This window comes from Streptomyces aidingensis (assembly GCF_900112355.1).
In the GTDB taxonomy this organism is placed as follows: Bacteria; Actinomycetota; Actinomycetes; order Streptomycetales; family Streptomycetaceae; genus Streptomyces; species Streptomyces aidingensis.
Window position 1 is genome coordinate 134366 of record NZ_FOLM01000002.1, and the last position, 16355, is coordinate 150720.

At 72.2% G+C, this 16355-nt stretch carries 14 protein-coding genes; 8 read left to right on the top strand and 6 right to left on the bottom strand.

Features of this window, described 5'->3' with window-relative positions; all coding sequences use genetic code 11:
- Positions 1-119: 119 nt before the first annotated feature.
- Together BM242_RS05170 and BM242_RS05175 are read left to right on the top strand one after the other, a co-directional pair.
- The gene (locus tag BM242_RS05170) at positions 120-1097 is read left to right on the top strand and encodes a ribose-phosphate diphosphokinase (protein ID WP_093837462.1); all 978 of its coding nucleotides are present in this window, start codon (positions 120-122) and stop codon (positions 1095-1097) included.
- Between the two features lie 255 nt (positions 1098-1352).
- Positions 1353-1937: a 50S ribosomal protein L25/general stress protein Ctc gene (locus tag BM242_RS05175; protein ID WP_093837463.1), complete on the top strand. Its 585-nt coding sequence runs from the start codon at positions 1353-1355 to the stop codon at positions 1935-1937.
- Between the two features lie 87 nt (positions 1938-2024).
- Here BM242_RS05175 and BM242_RS05180 read toward each other — a convergent pair whose 3' ends face one another.
- Positions 2025-4172, bottom strand: coding sequence for a peptidoglycan recognition protein family protein (locus BM242_RS05180; RefSeq protein ID WP_093837464.1), 2148 nt, complete (start codon positions 4170-4172; stop codon positions 2025-2027).
- 285 nt (positions 4173-4457) lie between these two features.
- Here BM242_RS05180 and pth point away from each other — a divergent pair, with 285 nt between their 5' ends.
- The 3 genes from pth to BM242_RS05195 all read left to right on the top strand — a co-directional run bounded on the left by pth (position 4458) and on the right by BM242_RS05195 (position 6814).
- Positions 4458-5066, top strand: a complete 609-nt coding sequence (gene pth, locus BM242_RS05185; RefSeq protein ID WP_245833841.1) for an aminoacyl-tRNA hydrolase — start codon at positions 4458-4460, stop codon at positions 5064-5066.
- Between the two features lie 104 nt (positions 5067-5170).
- Positions 5171-5665: a hypothetical protein gene (locus tag BM242_RS05190; RefSeq protein WP_245833842.1), complete on the top strand. Its 495-nt coding sequence runs from the start codon at positions 5171-5173 to the stop codon at positions 5663-5665.
- A gap of 249 nt (positions 5666-5914) precedes the next feature.
- Positions 5915-6814, top strand: coding sequence for an LPXTG cell wall anchor domain-containing protein (locus BM242_RS05195; RefSeq protein WP_139238266.1), 900 nt, complete (start codon positions 5915-5917; stop codon positions 6812-6814).
- Between the two features lie 61 nt (positions 6815-6875).
- On the opposite strand, the gene BM242_RS05200 is transcribed toward BM242_RS05195, so the two are convergent.
- The 3 genes from BM242_RS05200 to ppc form a co-directional block, all read right to left on the bottom strand.
- Positions 6876-8423: an MFS transporter gene (locus BM242_RS05200; RefSeq protein WP_093837467.1), complete on the bottom strand. Its 1548-nt coding sequence runs from the start codon at positions 8421-8423 to the stop codon at positions 6876-6878.
- Entirely contained in the window at positions 8305-9066 is a 762-nt protein-coding gene (locus tag BM242_RS28795) for a hypothetical protein (RefSeq protein ID WP_139238267.1), read from the bottom strand. Before BM242_RS28795 ends, BM242_RS05200 begins: the two co-directional genes overlap by 119 nt.
- Before the next feature lie 200 nt (positions 9067-9266).
- Positions 9267-12050, bottom strand: a complete 2784-nt coding sequence (gene ppc, locus BM242_RS05205; protein ID WP_093837468.1) for a phosphoenolpyruvate carboxylase — start codon at positions 12048-12050, stop codon at positions 9267-9269.
- 352 nt (positions 12051-12402) lie between these two features.
- Here ppc and BM242_RS05210 point away from each other — a divergent pair, with 352 nt between their 5' ends.
- Positions 12403-13473, top strand: coding sequence for an acyl-CoA desaturase (locus BM242_RS05210; RefSeq protein ID WP_093837469.1), 1071 nt, complete (start codon positions 12403-12405; stop codon positions 13471-13473).
- Positions 13470-14189 (top strand): TetR/AcrR family transcriptional regulator, encoded by a 720-nt coding sequence (locus tag BM242_RS05215; protein WP_093837470.1) that lies wholly within the window; start codon positions 13470-13472, stop codon positions 14187-14189. Before BM242_RS05210 ends, BM242_RS05215 begins: the two co-directional genes overlap by 4 nt.
- A 130-nt stretch (positions 14190-14319) precedes the next feature.
- Here BM242_RS05215 and BM242_RS05220 read toward each other — a convergent pair whose 3' ends face one another.
- Complete coding sequence (locus tag BM242_RS05220) at positions 14320-14730, bottom strand: rodlin (RefSeq protein ID WP_093837471.1); 411 nt, start codon at positions 14728-14730, stop codon at positions 14320-14322.
- Positions 14731-14980: 250 nt separating this feature from the next.
- Between BM242_RS05220 and BM242_RS05225 the strand changes: the two genes are divergently transcribed.
- Positions 14981-15478: a MarR family winged helix-turn-helix transcriptional regulator gene (locus tag BM242_RS05225; protein WP_093837472.1), complete on the top strand. Its 498-nt coding sequence runs from the start codon at positions 14981-14983 to the stop codon at positions 15476-15478.
- Positions 15479-15502: 24 nt separating this feature from the next.
- Here BM242_RS05225 and BM242_RS05230 read toward each other — a convergent pair whose 3' ends face one another.
- Positions 15503-16252: a response regulator transcription factor gene (locus BM242_RS05230; RefSeq protein WP_093837473.1), complete on the bottom strand. Its 750-nt coding sequence runs from the start codon at positions 16250-16252 to the stop codon at positions 15503-15505.
- Positions 16253-16355: the final 103 nt, after the last annotated feature.

The following is a 16355-nucleotide window of genomic DNA, read 5'->3' on the forward strand; positions in this document are numbered from 1 at the left end:
AAGTACCGTAGAGGTGCCCCGCGAAATGGCCGAAAGGTAACCGCCCGGCGAACACCGGGCACCACCGCAGGCCCCACGTGGCCCCCGACGACTCCATGCAAACGTCAAGGAGACTTGCTGTGACCGGGATCAAGACGACCGGGCAGAAGAAGTTGATGCTCTTCTCCGGCCGCGCCCACCCCGACCTGGCGAAGGAGGTCGCGGACGAGCTCGGTGTCAATCTGGTTCCGACCACCGCCCGCGACTTCGCCAACGGGGAGATCTACATCCGGTACCAGGAATCCGTCCGCGGTGCGGACTGCTTCCTCATGCAGAGCCACACGGTGCCGGTCAACAAGTGGATCATGGAACAACTGATCATGATCGATGCGATGAAGCGGGCCTCGGCCCGTTCCATCTCGGTGGTGATCCCGTTCTACGGCTACGCCCGCCAGGACAAGAAGCACCTGGGACGCGAGCCCATCTCGGCCCGGCTGATGGCCGACCTGTTCAAGACCGCCGGCGCCGACCGGATCATCAGCGTGGACCTCCACGCCGACCAGGTGCAGGGCTACTTCGACGGGCCGGTGGACCACCTGTTCGCGCTGCCGCTGCTCACCGGCTACATCGGCGGCCGGGTGGACCGGGACCGGCTGACCGTGGTCTCGCCGGACGCCGGCCGGGTCCGGGTGGCCGACCGCTGGGGCGACCGGCTGGGCGCACCGCTGGCCATCGTGCACAAGCGCCGCGACGCCAAGGTGGCCAACAAGGTCTCGGTGCACGAGGTGGTGGGCACGGTCAGGGACCGGGTCTGCGTGCTGGTGGACGACATGGTGGACACCGGGGGCACCATCTGCGCCGCGGCGGAGGCCCTGTTCGCCAACGGGGCGGCCGATGTGATCGTGGCCGCCACCCATGGCGTGCTCTCCGACCCGGCCGCCGACCGGCTGAAGAACTCCGAGGTGAGCGAGTTCGTGTTCACCAATTCGCTGCCCACCCCGGAACAGCTCCAGCTCGACAAGATCACCGTGCTCTCGCTGGCCCCGACCATCGCCCGCGCGGTGCGCGAGGTCTTCGAGGACGGCTCGGTGACCAGCCTGTTCGAGGAGCACGCGTAACCTCCGCCGCGACGGCGGCGGGAGATCGATTCGGCCGCGGCCTCCCCGCCGGGTAGACTGACCTGGTTGCTCGGCGAGGGAGGCCGTATCCGCGTTCCGCGGAACCTGCGGCTCATCCGTTATCGGCGCGCTCCTCGTATGACGGTGTGTCCGCCCCGTGGCGGCCGGTCCGGACGTGCGGCGGGCCGTCGGCCGCCCGCCGGCAGTACCGGCAACCGTTCATCCGCTGTCACGCGATTCACGAGGAGCGCCACCATGGCCGATGTGAAGATCTCCGCCGAGATCCGCAAGGAGTTCGGCAAGGGCTCCGCCCGCCGGGCCCGCGCCAAGGACCGGATTCCCGGCGTCATCTACGGCCACGGCACCGACCCGGTGCATGTGCTGCTGCCGGGCTACGACCTGATGATGGCGCTGAAGAACCCCAATGTGCTGATCACGCTGGATGTCGAGGGCCGCCAGGAGCTGGTCATCCCCAAGGCCGTGCAGCGCGAGGTGCTGGTCAACCGCCTGGTCCATGTGGACCTGCTGGTGGTCAAGCGCGGCGAGCAGGTCACCGTGGACGTGCCGGTGCACATCGAGGGCGACCTCGCGCCGGGCCAGCACGTGACCGAGCAGCTTCTGAGCACCGTGCGGATCGAGGCCGAGGCCACCCACCTCCCGGAGTATGTGGTCGCCTCGGTGCAGGGCCTGGCCGGCGGGGACCATGTGCTGGCCAAGGACCTCAAGCTGGCGCCCGGCTCCGTCCTGGGCATCGACGGCGAGGAGGTCGTGGTCGCCATCTCCTCCGCCCAGGCCGCCGAGGCCCCGGCGGAGGGCGAGGGCGGGTCCGAGGAGGCCTGAGCCGGCACCGGAACGCCGGACGGCCCGGACCCCGTCGGGGGTCCGGGCCGTCCGGCGTTCTGAACGCTGCCGGCCCTCAGCCGGCCCTCAGCCGACAGAGATCAGCCCGTCGACCACCACGGTCGGCCGGCCGCTGGTGCCCACCACCTCCACCGTCACGGTCCGTTCCTCGGTCGTGGGGTAGGACATGGCGAACACCATCTGCCGGTGCGCGATGTCGGAGGAGCGGGTGTCCACCGTCTTGACCAGGCTGCCGTCCACAAAGACCCGCACCTGGCCGGTGTGCCCGGCCCGGGAGACCACCAGACCGACCGAGCGCGCGGTGACCTCCCAGGTCAGCCTGGAACCCTCGGTCCTGCTCTGGTACGTCCCGCCGCCCAGGTAGCCGGAGCGCGAGACGCCGTTCCAGTCGCCGGAAGCGGCGGCCGAGGACTCCTGGTTGATCAGCGGGGTGTAGACCTCGTTGCCCAGGGTCGAGTTGCCCACCATGTCATAGGCGCGCATCCGCCAGTCGGTGGTGACCCCCGCGGGCGTCGTGCCCTCGACGCTGCCGCTGGTGGCACCGTGCGGGAAGGTCTTCGGGAACGGCCCCCACAGCTTGGCGTAGTCCAGCGCCGTCTCGTCCGTGGCGCCCCAGTACATGGTGACCGGCACCGCATCGGCCTCCACCGTGGTGCCGGCGCGCAGATTCAGCCGCGGGGTCTTGGTGAAGACCGGGGCCACGGAGTCGGCCACCACCTGCTGCGAGCCGGTGGTCTTGGACCTGCCGGACAGATGCGTGCCGCGCACCGAGATCTGGTGTGCGCCGTGCGCCAGCGCCACCTCGGCGGACCGGGCGGTGCCGGGGAGGGTGGCCGCCGGCTCGCCGTCCACCAGCACCTCGAAACCGGCCAGCAGGGCGGAGGGGGTGCGGGTGCTCCACTCGACGGTGACGCCGGACCGGGTGTGCGGCACGGAGCCGATGTCCGTGGTGCCGGACACGCCGGTGAGCTTCAGGCCGGCCGGCGGGCCGCCGGCATAGATCCGGATGGAGCTGAGCTGGTCGTAGAGCCGGTTGCCGGGGCACTCGGTGTTGTAGCCGTCCCGGTGGCCGAAGATCCGCGGCATGACCCGGGTCTCGCCCGTCTCCCAGGACTCGCCGAAGTAGTTGGTGCCGGCGGCGCCCGGGGTGAGTTCCACGCTGCCGCGCGGATCGGCGTCGTACTGGCCCAGCTTGTACGCGGCGACCCCGGCCACCGCGGTGAGCACCGGGGTGGTGCCGGCCACCGCGGTGTAGTCCCCCAGCACGGCGATGCCGGTGGTCTCGCTGTTGAAGCCGTAGGTGTGGGCCCCGAACACCGGCATGTCCACGCCGCCCTTGCGGCCCTCGAAGATCCGGCCGCACTTGTCGACCAGGAAGTTGTAACCGATGTCCCGGTAGTCCTGGCTCTGCATGTGGTACGCCATGATGCCGCGCACCACGGCCGCCGAGTCGTTCTCGGTGGGGGTCGCCCCCATGCAGGTGTAGTCGTTCTCACCGGCGGTGTGGTGCACCACGGCGGCCTTGACCTCGCCGCCGGGCAGGTACTGCACCGGCTCGGTGACCGCGTCCTCGTCCGCGCCCCACTCCGCCCGGGTGGTGATCGCCGGCTGCGGCGCCCCGGAGGTGGAGTAGGCGGCGGGCACCGCGTCGAGCGTCCGGACCTCGCCGGCGGCCTGGCCGCCGGTGCCCTCCCCCTCTTCGACGCTGGGGTTGACCAGGTCCAGCCGCAGCCCCTCGGGCAGGCCGGAGGTCTCCCCGGACGCCGTGACCACCCGGGCCTCCACGCCGTCGGAGGGTCCCGCCCAGAGCGGCTCGGTGGCGCCCCGGCCGGCGTCGTCCTCCCGGGTCTCCATCTGCGGGGCCGGCTCCAGCTCCTGCCAGCCGGACCATTCGCCGTCGAGCGCGCTGCGGGTCCTGACCTCCACCGTGCCCTGCGGCTCGTCGGCCGGATCGGTCCAGGTCACGCCCAGCATGCTGAACCGCTCGGTGTCGGTGCGCGGCACCTCGGCCCGCTTGCCGCCGTCCTTGACCCGCAGCTTCTCGTGAAACGTTTCCGCGTGCACTTCGCCCTGGAGCACCTCGGGTGCGCGCGGGCGGTCCGGCACGCCGGACGCCTCCTGCACCACGATCGTGCCCGCCGCGGCGACCGCGACGGCCAGCCCCGTACCCCATATCCGGGGGGTGATCCGGGTTTTGCCCCTGTGTCTGCTCATGTCCCCTGCCCCGCACGTCGGTTGGCCGCCCAGGCGATCCGGTGGGACCGCGGCGGGCCCATGAAGGGCTCATCCTGCCATGCGTGTATCAAGCAGTCACAGCCGCCCCGCCCGGCGCACCGCCCCATGCCCGGCCGGCCCGGCGCCGGGCCGGTTCTCGGTACGCTGAACGGGGACGGCGCACAGCCCTCCCCGCCCACCCCGCAGTGCACAGCGCAGCGCAGTGCAGTGCAGTGCAGTGCAGTGCAGTGCAGTGCAGCATCTCCCGGACAAAGGAAGCCGAGCGTGACCGACGCCACGACCGCCACGACCCCCTGGCTGGTGGCCGGCCTGGGCAATCCCGGGCCGGAGTACGCCGGCCACCGGCACAATGCCGGCTTCATGGTGGCGGACCTGCTGGCCGAGCGGATGGGCGGCCGGTTCAAGGCCGCCGGACGGGGCGCCCGGGCGCAGGTCTGCGAGGGCCGCCTCGGCGCGCCCGGCAGCCCGGAGGCGCAGCGGGTGGTGCTGGTCAAGCCGATGACCTACATGAACCTCTCCGGCGGTCCGGTCGCGTCCATCGGCGGCTATCTGAAGATCCCGCTGGAGCGGACCGTGGTGATCCACGACGAGCTGGACATCCCGTTCGGCGCGCTGCGGCTGAAACGCGGCGGCGGGGACAACGGGCACAACGGCCTGAAGTCCGTCACCGGCACGGTGGGCCGCGACTATCTGCGGGTGCGGTTCGGGGTGGGCCGGCCGCCGGGCCGGATGGAGGTGGCCGCCTTTGTGCTCCGGGACTTCTCCGCGGCCGAGCGCAAGGAGCTCGACCATCTGGTGGACCGGGCCGCCGACGCGGTGGAGACCCTGATCGGCAGCGGACTGGAACGCGCCCAGAACACCTACAACAGTTGACGGACGGTAACCGCCGGTGACCGCGGCCCGCCCGGCGCGGCCGGGACCCGGGGGCGGGCCGGACAGCTCTTGACCAATGGCCCCGGCTGCCCAAGGATCTGCCCATGTCCCGCGCTGCCACCACGAGAAACGCCGGGCCCCGGCTGCTGCTGCCGGCGGCCCGCGGCGCCGCCGTGGCGCTGCTGACCGCGCTGGTGGTGGCGGCCGGGGTCCACACCTCCTGGGACACCGCACGCTATGTGATGATCCCGGACGACCGGCAGAGCGGCCGGCTGACCCTGGAGAGCTGCGACAAGGACGCCTGCACGGGGTCCTTCGAGCCGGACCGGGAGGACGGCACGGCGGCCCGGGAGGCGGTGCGGATGGCACAGCCGATCGGGCGCACCGAGGGCGAGACGGTGCCGGTGGTGCTGCGGCCGGACACCGACGATGCGATGCGGACCGGGCTGCCCGGGGTGCTGTACTCCTGGCTGCCGCTGACCGGGGCCCTGCTGCTGGCCGCGGTGGTGATCGCGGGCGGGCTGCGGCTGTACCGGATCGGCTGGATCGTGGCCGGATCCGGCCTCACCCTGCTGGTCGCCACATTTCTCGCCTGGTGAACGGAGACTGACGAACCACCAGGTGAACGGCGGATGACGGCTCGGCATTGCCCCTCGAACGAATATTCCGACCCCCAAACCTCTGTTACAGAACTGTTGCAGTGGCTTTGTCGGATTTAGCCGGGCAAACCAGGCACAAGCCATGATGCGTAACTTGCCATCTCACCCGATTGCCAGAAGTCTTATGGCCCGCTCAACGTTTGTTCCGTTGTTTCCGTTGTTCTAGTCCCCCCGGTAATGGACGGCCACATGCGCAACCTGACCCTCAAGGGCGCCTTCGCGGCGTCCGCCGCCGCGGCCCTGCTCGCCGCCGGCGCCGCCCCCGCCTTCGCCACCGGCAAGGGTGAGCCCCACACCTACCTGGACGTGCCGTTGCACCTGGAGGAGCAGGGCGAGACCCCGATCTCCGCCGAGGACGCTCCCGGCGGCACCTGCCCCGACTGGATCACCGACGAGCAGGACGGCTGGCACTTCGTCGTGCCGGGCAAGGGCACCTTCAAGTCCCTGACCGTGGAGTTCGAGATCGCGGGCGTCATCGAGCTGGACGACCCCGAGGACTTCGGCCCGCCGAACGCCAAGCACGCGTACGTGGCCACCGAGGTGGGCGACAAGCTGCTCAGCGGCTCCGCCGACATCGAGGGCACCACCAAGGACAAGATCAGGTTCTTCAACCTCTCGCACGCCTGCCCCGGCACCCCGGGCGAGACCACCGGCGAGACCACCACCGGTGACACCACGGAGGGCACCTCCGGCGACACGACCGAAGGCACCTCCGGCGACACCACCGAGGGCACCTCGGGCGACACCACCGAGGGCACCTCGGGCGACACCACCGAAGGCACCTCCGGCGACACCACGGAGGGCTCGACCACCGAGGGCGAGACCACCGAGGGCACCTCCGGTGAGACCAGCGAGGGCACCAGCACCGAGGGCGTCGCCGGTGGCGATGAGACCGAGGGCCAGGCCGGCGGGGACGAGACCGAGGGCGTGGCCGGCGGCAGCGAGCCGGAGGACGACGGCGGGAACCTCGCCGAGACCGGTTCCTCCGCCCCGGTCGTGGCCATCTCCGTGGCTGCCGCGGCGCTGCTGGGCGCCGGTGGCTACCTGGTGATCCGCCGCCGCAACGCCGGTGGCAACGCCGCCGCCTGAGCCCGCGCGACGGCGATCGGCATCCCGCACCACCCCGCGGCCCCGCCGCTGACCGCTCCGGTCAGCGGCGGGGCCGCCGCCGTATGCCCATCACCATCAGCGCGGCCAGCACGCACAGCGCCCCCGAGGAGAGCCAGGCCAGGTCGTAGGAGCCGGTGACGTCCCGGACCACGCCGGCGCCGTAGGCGACCAGCGCGGCACCGATCTGGTGCGAGGCCAGTACCCAGCCGAAGACCACCGCGCCGTCCTCCCCGAAGTGCTCCCGGCACAGCGCGATGGTCGGCGGCACCGTGGCCACCCAGTCCAGGCCGTAGAAGACCACGAAGAACAGCATCGGCGGCTGCACCTCCCCGGCGAACAGCATCGGGAGCAGCAGCAGCGACAGGCCGCGCAGCGAGTAGTAGACGGCCAGCAGCCGGCGCGGGTCGAAACGGTCGGTCAGCCAGCCGGAGAAGACCGTGCCGAAGAGATCGAAGATGCCGATCAGCGCCAGCAGCGAGGCGGCCACCGGCACCGGCATGCCGTGATCGTGGGCGCCGGGCACGAAATGCGTGCCGATCAGGCCGTTGGTGGACGCGCCGCAGATCGCGAAGGTCCCGGCCAGCAGCCAGAAGACGGGGGTGCGGGCGGCGGCGCGCAGGGCGCCCAGCGCCCGCCGGGCCGCGCCGGCGGGCGCGGTGGCCGGGGCGAGGTACTCCGGTCCGGCACCGTAGGGCCGCAGGCCCAGATCCTCCGGGCGGTCGCGCAGCAGCCACACCACCAGCGGCACCACGGCCAGCGCGCAGCCCGCCACCACCAGGGCGGCGGCCCGCCAGCCGGGGCCCTCCACCAGGAGGGCGACCAGCGGCAGGAAGACGAGCTGGCCGGCCGCGCCGCCGGCCGTCAGCACGCCGGTGACCAGGCCGCGCCGGGCCACGAACCAGCGGCCGGAGACGGTCGCGGCAAAGGCCAGGGCCATCGAGCCGGCCCCGAAGCCGACCAGCACCCCCCAGCAGAGCACAAGCTGCCAGTGGCTGGTCATGAAGACGGTCAGGCCGCTGCCCGCGGCGATCAGCAGCAGGGCGCCGGCGACCACCCGGCGGATGCCGTACCGGTCCATCAGGGCCGCGGCGAACGGCGCGGTCAGGCCGTAGAGCAGCAGGTTGACCGAGATGGCGAACGAGATGCCGCCGCGTGACCAGCCGAACTCCTCGTGCAGCGGGTCGATGAAGACGCCGGGGGTGGCGCGGAAGCCGGCCGCGGAGACCAGCACCACAAAGGCGATCAGCGCCACCCACCAGGCGGGATGGATCCGTGGCCCGGCCCGCCGCCCCTTGGCGGGGGTGGGCGCGGAGGGTGCCGCGGCGGTGGAGGCGGGGGGCGATGGCGGGGCTGTCCGGTCTGTCTGGGGCACCCGCCGATCATCCGTGCCGCCCGTCCGGCCCCACGAGTGGCCCGAAGGCCGATGCACGCAAGATTCGGGCCAAGGCCAAGGGCCGGCCAAGGGAGCGTCAGCCGATGGTGCCGGTGGTGCGTTCGAAGCGGACGTCGGCGGGGAGATGGCCGTAGGGCTCCGCTCTGGGGTCGGGGACGGCTTCCGCCAGATACCCGGCCAGCTCGCCGGCGTCATGGCCCAGCAGGTCCTCCTCCAGGCCGATCGCCTGGCCCTGCTCCAGTGCCTCGGCCGGGGTCAGCACCCGGCCCTCGCTCTCGCCGTTGCCGATCACCCCCTCGTCGTAGGGCAGCACACCGCCGGTGCCCAGCGGGCCCCAGCCGTCGCTGAACCGCGCCAGGGCGATGATGTAGCTGTGCCCGAGCTCCAGCCGGGGGCTGGACTCCACCGCGAAGGCGCGCCGCCGCTCGCCCTCGAAGAACCAGCCGACGGCGGTGAACTCCACCTCGTCCGGCAGCGCGGGGGCATGCTCCCGGCTCCACAGCGGTTCGGTGATTTCCACCCGCACCGTGCGGCCGATCAGTCCCTCACCGATCTCGCGCTCCTCGGCCGAGGGCGCCAGATCGGTCTCGCCGGCCACATTGACCACGGCCACATGGTCGGCGTAGGTCACCCAGTCCGTGCCGGTCCAGGAGGGGACCCGCTCGTCGCCCGCGGCGGTGATCTGCGAGCCGTCCGCGTCACCCGGGCCGCCGCCGGGCCAGACCGAGACCACGGCGACGGCCGCGATACCGGCCACCGCCAGCGCGAAGGTACCGGCCACCGCGGTCAGTACCGGCCGCCCGGAGGGCCGGGCGCTGAGGTCCTGCGTGGTGCCCATGGGTGCTCCTCGGCCGTCGGCTCGCTCGGCGCCGGCTGCGCAACGCCCGCCCTACCCAACACCTTTCCCCGGTTACCCGCAAACCCCGACGCGCCCGCACGCATACGGCCGGGACGCGCCTGCGCGGCGCGTCCCGGCCGGTACGGATGCCTATGCCGGTGCCGGTGCCGTGGGCGGGCGGCGGGAACGCCGCCCGCGGCTCAGCCGGTGTTGCGCAGCCCGGCGGCCACGCCGTTCACGGTCAGCAGCAGGGCGCGGTTCAGCAGCTGGTCCGGCGCCTCACCACGCTCCCGGGCGGCCCGCTGCCGGGCCAGCAGCGCCACCTGGAGGTAGGAGATCGGGTCCAGATAGGCGTCCCGGATCTGGAGCGTCTGCTGGAGCACCGGGTTGGCCTCCAGCAGCTCCCGCTCCCCGGTGATCCGCAGCACCTCGGCCACGGTCAGCGCGTACTCGGCCTCGATGGTGCCGAACACATGCCGCAGCTCCTGCGGCACCAGGGTCTCCACATAGTGCCGGGCGATCCGCAGGTCCGTCTTGGCCAGCGTCATCTCCACATTGGAGAGGAAGTTGCGGAAGAAGTGCCAGCGCTCGAACGCCTCGGCCAGCACCCCGTCCAGCCCGGACTCCCGGGCCGCCTTCAGCCCGGAGCCGACGCCGAACCAGCCCGGCACGATCTGCCGCGACTGGGTCCAGCCGAACACCCACGGGATGGCCCGCAGCCCGTCCAGCCCGGCCCCGCTGTCCGGCCGGCGGGAGGGCCGGGAGCCGAGATGCAGCTCGGCGAGCTGGTCCACCGGGGTGGCGGCGAAGAAGTAGGCGGGCAGGTCCGGGTCCTCCACCAGCGAGCGGTAGGCGTGGTGCGCCGCGTCCGACACGGTGTCCATGGCCGCGTCCCAGCGGGCCAGGTCCTCCTCGCTCTGCCGCGGCGCGGTGTGCAGCGCGGAGGCCTGGAGGGTGGCCGCCACGGTCAGCTCCAGGTTCTCCCGGGCCAGCGAGGGCACCAGGTACTTGTCGGAGATGACCTCGCCCTGCTCGGTGACCTTGATCTCGCCCTCCAGGGTGCCCCAGGGCTGGGCCAGGATGGCGTCGTGGGTGGGCCCGCCGCCGCGGCCGATGGTGCCGCCGCGGCCGTGGAACAGCCGCAGCCGGACGCCGTGCCGGTGGGCCACGTCCCGCAGCCGCCGCTGCGCCCGGTGGATCTCCCACTGCGAGGTGGTGATGCCGCCGAACTTGGAGGAGTCGCTGTAGCCGAGCATCACCTCCTGGATGTCGCCGCGCAGCGCCACCAGCTTCCGGTAGGAGGGGTCGGAGAGCATGGTGTCCAGCAGCACATCGGCGATCCGCAGCTCGTCGGTGGTCTCCAGCAGCGGCACGATGCCGATCTTCGCCCAGCCCGCGTGCAGATCGACCAGCCCGGCCTCGCGGGCCAGCACGGCGGCGGCGAAGACATCGTCCGCGCCCTGGCACATGGAGATGATGTACGACTCGATGACCTCCGGGCCGAAGGTCTCCAGTGCCCGCCGGACGGTGGTGAACACCCCGAGCGTCCGCTCTCCGGCCGCGTCCAGTGGAGCCGGGGTCGGGGCCAGCGGGCGGCGCGAGCGCAGCTCCTTGGCCAGCAGCCGGGTGCGGTACTCGCGCGGCATGTCGGCGTAGCGCCAGGACTCCTCGCCCAGCCGGTCGAAGAGCTGGCCCAGCGCGTGGTGGTGGGCGTCGGCGTGCTCCCGCACGTCCATGGTGGCCAGTTGCAGGCCGAACGCGGCGATGGTGCGCATGGTGCGCTCCACCTGCCCGTCGGCCACCAGCCCGCCGCGGTGCTCGCGCAGCGAGCGCTGCACGATGGCCAGGTCGTCCAGCAGCTCCCGGGTGCCCAGATAGTCGCGGCCGGCCTGGTGCGGGGCGTCCTTGGCCAGCCGGGCGCGGGTGTTGAGCAGCTTCTGCCGGATGCAGGTGACCTTGAGCCGGTAGGGCTCCTCGGCGTTCAGCCGCTTGTAGCGGGGAGAGATCTCGGGCAGCAGCTCAAGATCGCGGTCCAGGGACTGCAGCAGTTCGGTGGTGGCGCCGGCGTTGCGGATCGAGCCGGAGAGCAGGGCGCGCAGCTCGTCCACGTGCTCCAGGGCGCGGCCGATGCCGTGCTCGTGCTGGAGGATCAGCACCTCCCAGGTGACGCCGGGGGTGACATTGGGGTTGCCGTCCCGGTCGCCGCCGATCCAGGTGCCGAAGGTGAGCGGCCGGGTGCCGGGGGGCAGCGGGGCGCCGGCCCGCTCCAGCTCGGCCTCCAGATCCTCCAGCACGTCCCCGACCGCGCCGCGGTGCAGCTCGTCCAGGTAGTAGACGGCGTTGCGCGCCTCGTCGGCGGGCTCGGGCCGGACCACCCGCAGCTCGTCGGTCTGCCAGATCAGGTCGATCTGCTCGGCCAGCCGCAGCTCCGCCCGGCGGCGCTCGCCCGCTCCGGCGGCGCGCTCGGCCGCATTCAGCAGGTGGGCGATCCGGCGCAGCTTGGTGAGCACCGAGCGGCGGGCCGCCTCGGTGGGGTGCGCGGTGAACACCGGCCGCACCTGGAGGCGGGCGACGGTGTGCCGCAGATGCTCGGGGTCGGCTTCCTTGAGCATGTCGGCGGTGCGGGCCAGCCGTCCGCCTTCGGTGCCGCGGCGGGCCTTCATCTCGCGGCCCCGGTGCACCTGCTCGGTGACATTGGCCAGGTGGAAGTAGGTGGAGAAGGCCCGCACCAGCTTGGCCGCGGTCTCCAGATCGGTGCCGGCCAGCAGCTCCGCGGCGGCCTCGCCGTCGGTCCTGGTCAGCAGGCGGACCCGTTCGACCAGGTCGAGCAGGTCGGGGCCGTCCTGGCGGACCAGCGTCGCCCCCAGCAGCTCGCCCAGGCGGCGGATGTCGGCGCGCAGGGCGCTGTTTGTCGTCGCCTCCGGAACGCCGCTCGCCTCCGCGGCCGGCGTCCGGTGCTCCGGGGTGGTGTCGGGACTGCTCACAGGTGCGGCTCCTCGCAACTTGTCAACCGTCGTATACGTCCGGATGGGGGGGCGGACCGCGCTGTCCGACCGGTCCAGGATATGCGCTGCCTTCACAGGTAGCCCGGCCCGGTCACCTGCTGGTCGCGGCCGGCCGGACTCCGGGTTGCGCGAAGCGGTACGGGCAGGGCGGGGCCGGGCCGCGCCCGGGGCGCGCGGCGGGCGCGCACCGCCGCGGCGCGCCACTGTCACTCCCCCGGACCTTCACCACTTCCCAACTTACGGTGCCGTAGCTTACGGTTCCGTAGGTGGCGCGGTGTCCTGACTCGCCGCGCGCAACTTCCCCCGTCTTCTCCCCCACGAGGTGCCACCTATGACCACAAGCCCCGGCCTGATGTCCACGGAACAAACCGACGAGACCGCAAATCCCGCCGGGACCCCGGTGTGGAATCTGCCGCAGCCGGAGGACGAAGCGACGCCCTCCGCCACCCTCGGGGGCGAGCAGCGCCGTTCGGTGGAGCAGATCACCCTGCTCGCCTTCATCGTCATCCCGTTCCTGGCACTGGTCGCCGCGGTGCCGCTGGCCTGGGGCTGGGGGGTGAGCTGGCTCGATCTCTCGCTGATGGTGGCCTTCTACTTCATCGGCTGCCACGGCATCACCGTGGGCTTCCACCGCCTCTTCACACACGGCTCCTTCAAGGCCAACCGCCCGCTGAAGATCGCCCTGGCGATCGCCGGCTCGCTGGCCGTGGAGGGGCCGCTGGTGCGCTGGGTCGCCGACCACCGCAAGCACCACAAGCACTCCGACGCCGAGGGCGACCCGCACTCCCCCTGGCGCTACGGCGAGACCGTACCGGCCCTGATCAAGGGCCTGTGGTGGGCCCACATGGGCTGGATGTTCGACCGTGAGCAGACCCCGCAGCAGAAGTACGCCCCGGACCTGGTCAAGGACAAGGACATCCGGGCGATCTCCCGGCAGTTCGTGCTGTGGACCGTGGTCTCGCTGGCGCTGCCCGGCGTGATCGGCGGTCTGGCCACCTGGTCCTGGCAGGGTGCGCTGTCCGCGTTCTTCTGGGGCTCGCTGGTGCGGGTCGCCCTGCTGCACCACGTCACCTGGTCGATCAACTCCATCTGCCACGCGGTGGGCAAGCGGCCGTTCAAGTCCCGCGACCGCTCCGGCAACGTGTGGTGGCTGGCCGTGCTGTCCTGCGGCGAGTCCTGGCACAACCTGCACCACGCCGACCCCACCTGTGCCCGGCACGGGGTGGACCGCGGCCAGATCGACTCCAGCGCCCGGCTGATCCGCTGGTTCGAGCAGGCCGGCTGGGCCCATGACGTGCGCTGGCCCAAGCAGTCGCGGATCGACGCGAAGCGGGTGCCCCATGAGGCCCGGCGGACGTCGAAGCGAAATGCGGAGGAGAGCGTCACCGCCGACACGGCATGATGACGGACGTGGCGACGGACAACAGCAGCGGTGCCGGGGGCGGCGGGGACACCAGGACCGGCGGCGGCAAGGAGAAGCAGGGCGGGCGCGCTCCCCGGCGGACGCGGCGCCGGATGACCGGCACCGAGCGCCGCGAGCAACTGCTGGACGTCGGCCGCACGCTGTTCGCGGCGCGCGGCTTCGACGGCACCTCGGTGGAGGAGATCGCCTCCCGGGCCGGGGTCTCCAAGCCGGTGGTGTACGAGCACTTCGGGGGGAAGGAGGGCTTGTACGCGGTGGTGGTCGACCGGGAGATGGGGCGGCTGCTGGACATGATCACCGGCGCGCTCACCGCCGGCCATCCGCGCCAGTTGCTGGAGCAGGCCGCGTTCGCGCTGCTGGACTACATCGAGCAGCACACCGACGGCTTCCACATTCTGGTGCGGGACTCCCCGGTGGCCCAGTCCACCGGCACCTTCGCCTCACTGATCGGGGACATCGCCACCCAGGTCGAGGACATTCTGGGCCGGGAGTTCAAGGCCCGGGGGTACGACGCCAAGCTGGCCCCGATGTACGCCCAGGCGCTGGTCGGCATGGTGGCGCTGACCGGGCAGTGGTGGCTCAATGTGCGCAGGCCGGGAAAGGCCGAGGTCGCCGCCCATCTGGTCAATCTGGCCTGGCACGGGCTCCAGGCGCTGGAGCATACGCCCAAGCTGATAGGCCCGCGCCGCTCCTGACCGGCGGACGCACGACACCCCCCTTCCCGGGCGACCGGGAAGGGGGGTGACATCCGGAGCGTCGGCCCTTCCGGAGACCGCCCGCCCCGCGGCCCGCGCAGGAGGGCACGCGGCGCGGGGCGGAGGCTGGTCAGCGCTTGGCGCCCGAGACGCTCGTGGCGCCGTTCTCCGACAGCAGGCTGAGGCGCGACAGGATGTGCGACAGCGGGTCGTCCCCGTCGTTGAGAACGGAGTTCTCGGCGCAGGTGAGGTCGTTGTCGCTCGACAGGATGTCCTGGAGACCGAGCGCGATGATCGGCACCTGGATGTCGTTGATCGGCGGGGCGATGCAGAGGTCGTTGAGCGAGCCGTTGATCAGCGCGATGTTCGGGCTCATGTAACCGCTGGTGGTCGTGTTGCCATACGCCGAGACCGCGCCGTTGCCGTTGACGACCTTCTGGCCGTCCGTGTCACCGACAGCCATCGCCGGGGTGGCGGATGCTCCGGCGGCACCGACGGCCGATGCCAGGACGGCCACCGAAGCCAGCGTCTTCTTGATCACAGATTTGTCCTTCCGCGTTCAGGATTGCCCCGCTCTCGGAGCGCCCTGCACAACCCGGCGGAACGGGCACACGTTGCTATTGTTCACCCGCCTGGAGCAGCAAGGTACCCCGTTCAGTGCACAGCGGAGCACGCAGCGCCACGCTTTCACCCGGACGGTGACGGCCATCGCGAGCGCCTACACATTCTTGATGTCAAGAAGGTTTCGCTCAAGAGGCTTCATATCGACACAACCACTACACTGGGGCCGCATGGAGGACGAGGTCGATCGACTGGTGAGGGCGTGGCGGCGCGAGCGCCCCGATCTCGACGTGGAGCCGCTGGAGGTCCTCAGCCGGGTGAGCCGGCTCGCCCGCCACCTGGACCGCGCCCGGCGGCTGGCCTTCGCGGAACTGGGCCTGGAAACGTGGGAGTTCGACGTGCTCACCGCGCTGCGCCGGGCGGGCACGCCCTACCAGCTCTCCCCCGGACAGCTGCTGACCCAGACCCTGGTCACCTCCGGCACCATGACCAACCGCATCGACCGGCTGGCCAAGAAGGGACTGGTGGAGCGCGGACCGGACCCCAGCGACCGGCGCGGGGTGCTGGTCCGGCTGACCACCGCCGGACAGGATCACGCGGACCGGGCGCTGGCCGGGCTGCTCACCCAGGAGCGGGCCATCCTGGCCCGGCTGACCACCGCCCAGCGGCGCGAGCTCGCCTCCCTGCTGCGCGAGCTCACCGCCCCCTTCGACAATCCCGCCGTCTGACCGCCCCGCACCGGCCCGGCGCCCTCAGTCGGCGGGCGGGATGCCCGCCCGGCGGGCCAGGGCCACCGCCGCCAGCGTGGAGTGCACGCCCAGCTTGCCCAGCACGTTCTGCATATGGGTGCGGACGGTGTGCGGCGAGAGATACAGCCGCTCGGCCACGGCCTTGCGGCCGAGGCCGGCCAGCATGCAGCGCAGCACCTCCAGCTCGCGCGGGGTCAGCGACTCCACCAGCCGCTGCCGCTCGCTGCGGTGGTGCCGGTCCCGGGTCAGCTCCCGCAGCACGCCGGTCAGCAGGGCGGGCGGCAGATGGGTCTCGTCGCGCAGCACGCCGCGCACCACCAGCAGCAGCTGGGCCAGCGAGCTGTCCTTGGCGATCCAGCCGCAGGCGCCGGCCGCGAGCGCGCGGGCCGCCACCGGGGCGTCGTCCTCGGTGGCCAGCATCACCGGACGCAGCGCGGGAAAGCGCTCGTGCAGGGCGTCGATCACGGCCGTCATCTCGGGCGCCTGGCCACCCGCACCGCCCGGCGGCGGCGCGGTCCCGGCCGCGGCGCCCTCCTCGCCCGCGGCGGCGGGCGCGGCGGAGGTCAGCCCGGTGTCCAGCAGCACGACCTGGAAGGGCGAACCCATCGCACGGGAGCGGTCCAGCATCTGGGTGGCGGCCGGCACACTGCCCGCGGCGACCGCCTCCACATCGGGTTCCGCGCTGAGCGCGGTGGCCAGGGACTCGGCAAAAACACGGTGCTCATCGACGATGAGCACGCGAACGCGGTCCAACGCTGCCCCCTGTCCTGCGCCCCGTGGTCAACTGGCCGTCGGCAGGCGGCGCGGGCGGACGCGGCACCGCCGCTTTGGCACCGGCTCTGCCCGGACGGCCGCC

Coding starts and splice junctions, on each gene's coding strand:
- BM242_RS05175 (WP_093837463.1), top strand. CDS start 1,353: ATGGCCGATGTGAAGATCTCCGCCGAGATCCGCAAGGAGTTCGGCAAG.
- BM242_RS05180 (WP_093837464.1), bottom strand. CDS start 4,172: ATGAGCAGACACAGGGGCAAAACCCGGATCACCCCCCGGATATGGGGT.
- BM242_RS05190 (WP_245833842.1), top strand. CDS start 5,171: ATGTCCCGCGCTGCCACCACGAGAAACGCCGGGCCCCGGCTGCTGCTG.
- BM242_RS05195 (WP_139238266.1), top strand. CDS start 5,915: ATGCGCAACCTGACCCTCAAGGGCGCCTTCGCGGCGTCCGCCGCCGCG.
- BM242_RS05200 (WP_093837467.1), bottom strand. CDS start 8,423: ATGACGCCGGCGAGCTGGCCGGGTATCTGGCGGAAGCCGTCCCCGACC.
- BM242_RS28795 (WP_139238267.1), bottom strand. CDS start 9,066: ATGGGCACCACGCAGGACCTCAGCGCCCGGCCCTCCGGGCGGCCGGTA.
- BM242_RS05210 (WP_093837469.1), top strand. CDS start 12,403: ATGACCACAAGCCCCGGCCTGATGTCCACGGAACAAACCGACGAGACC.
- BM242_RS05215 (WP_093837470.1), top strand. CDS start 13,470: ATGATGACGGACGTGGCGACGGACAACAGCAGCGGTGCCGGGGGCGGC.
- BM242_RS05225 (WP_093837472.1), top strand. CDS start 14,981: ATGGAGGACGAGGTCGATCGACTGGTGAGGGCGTGGCGGCGCGAGCGC.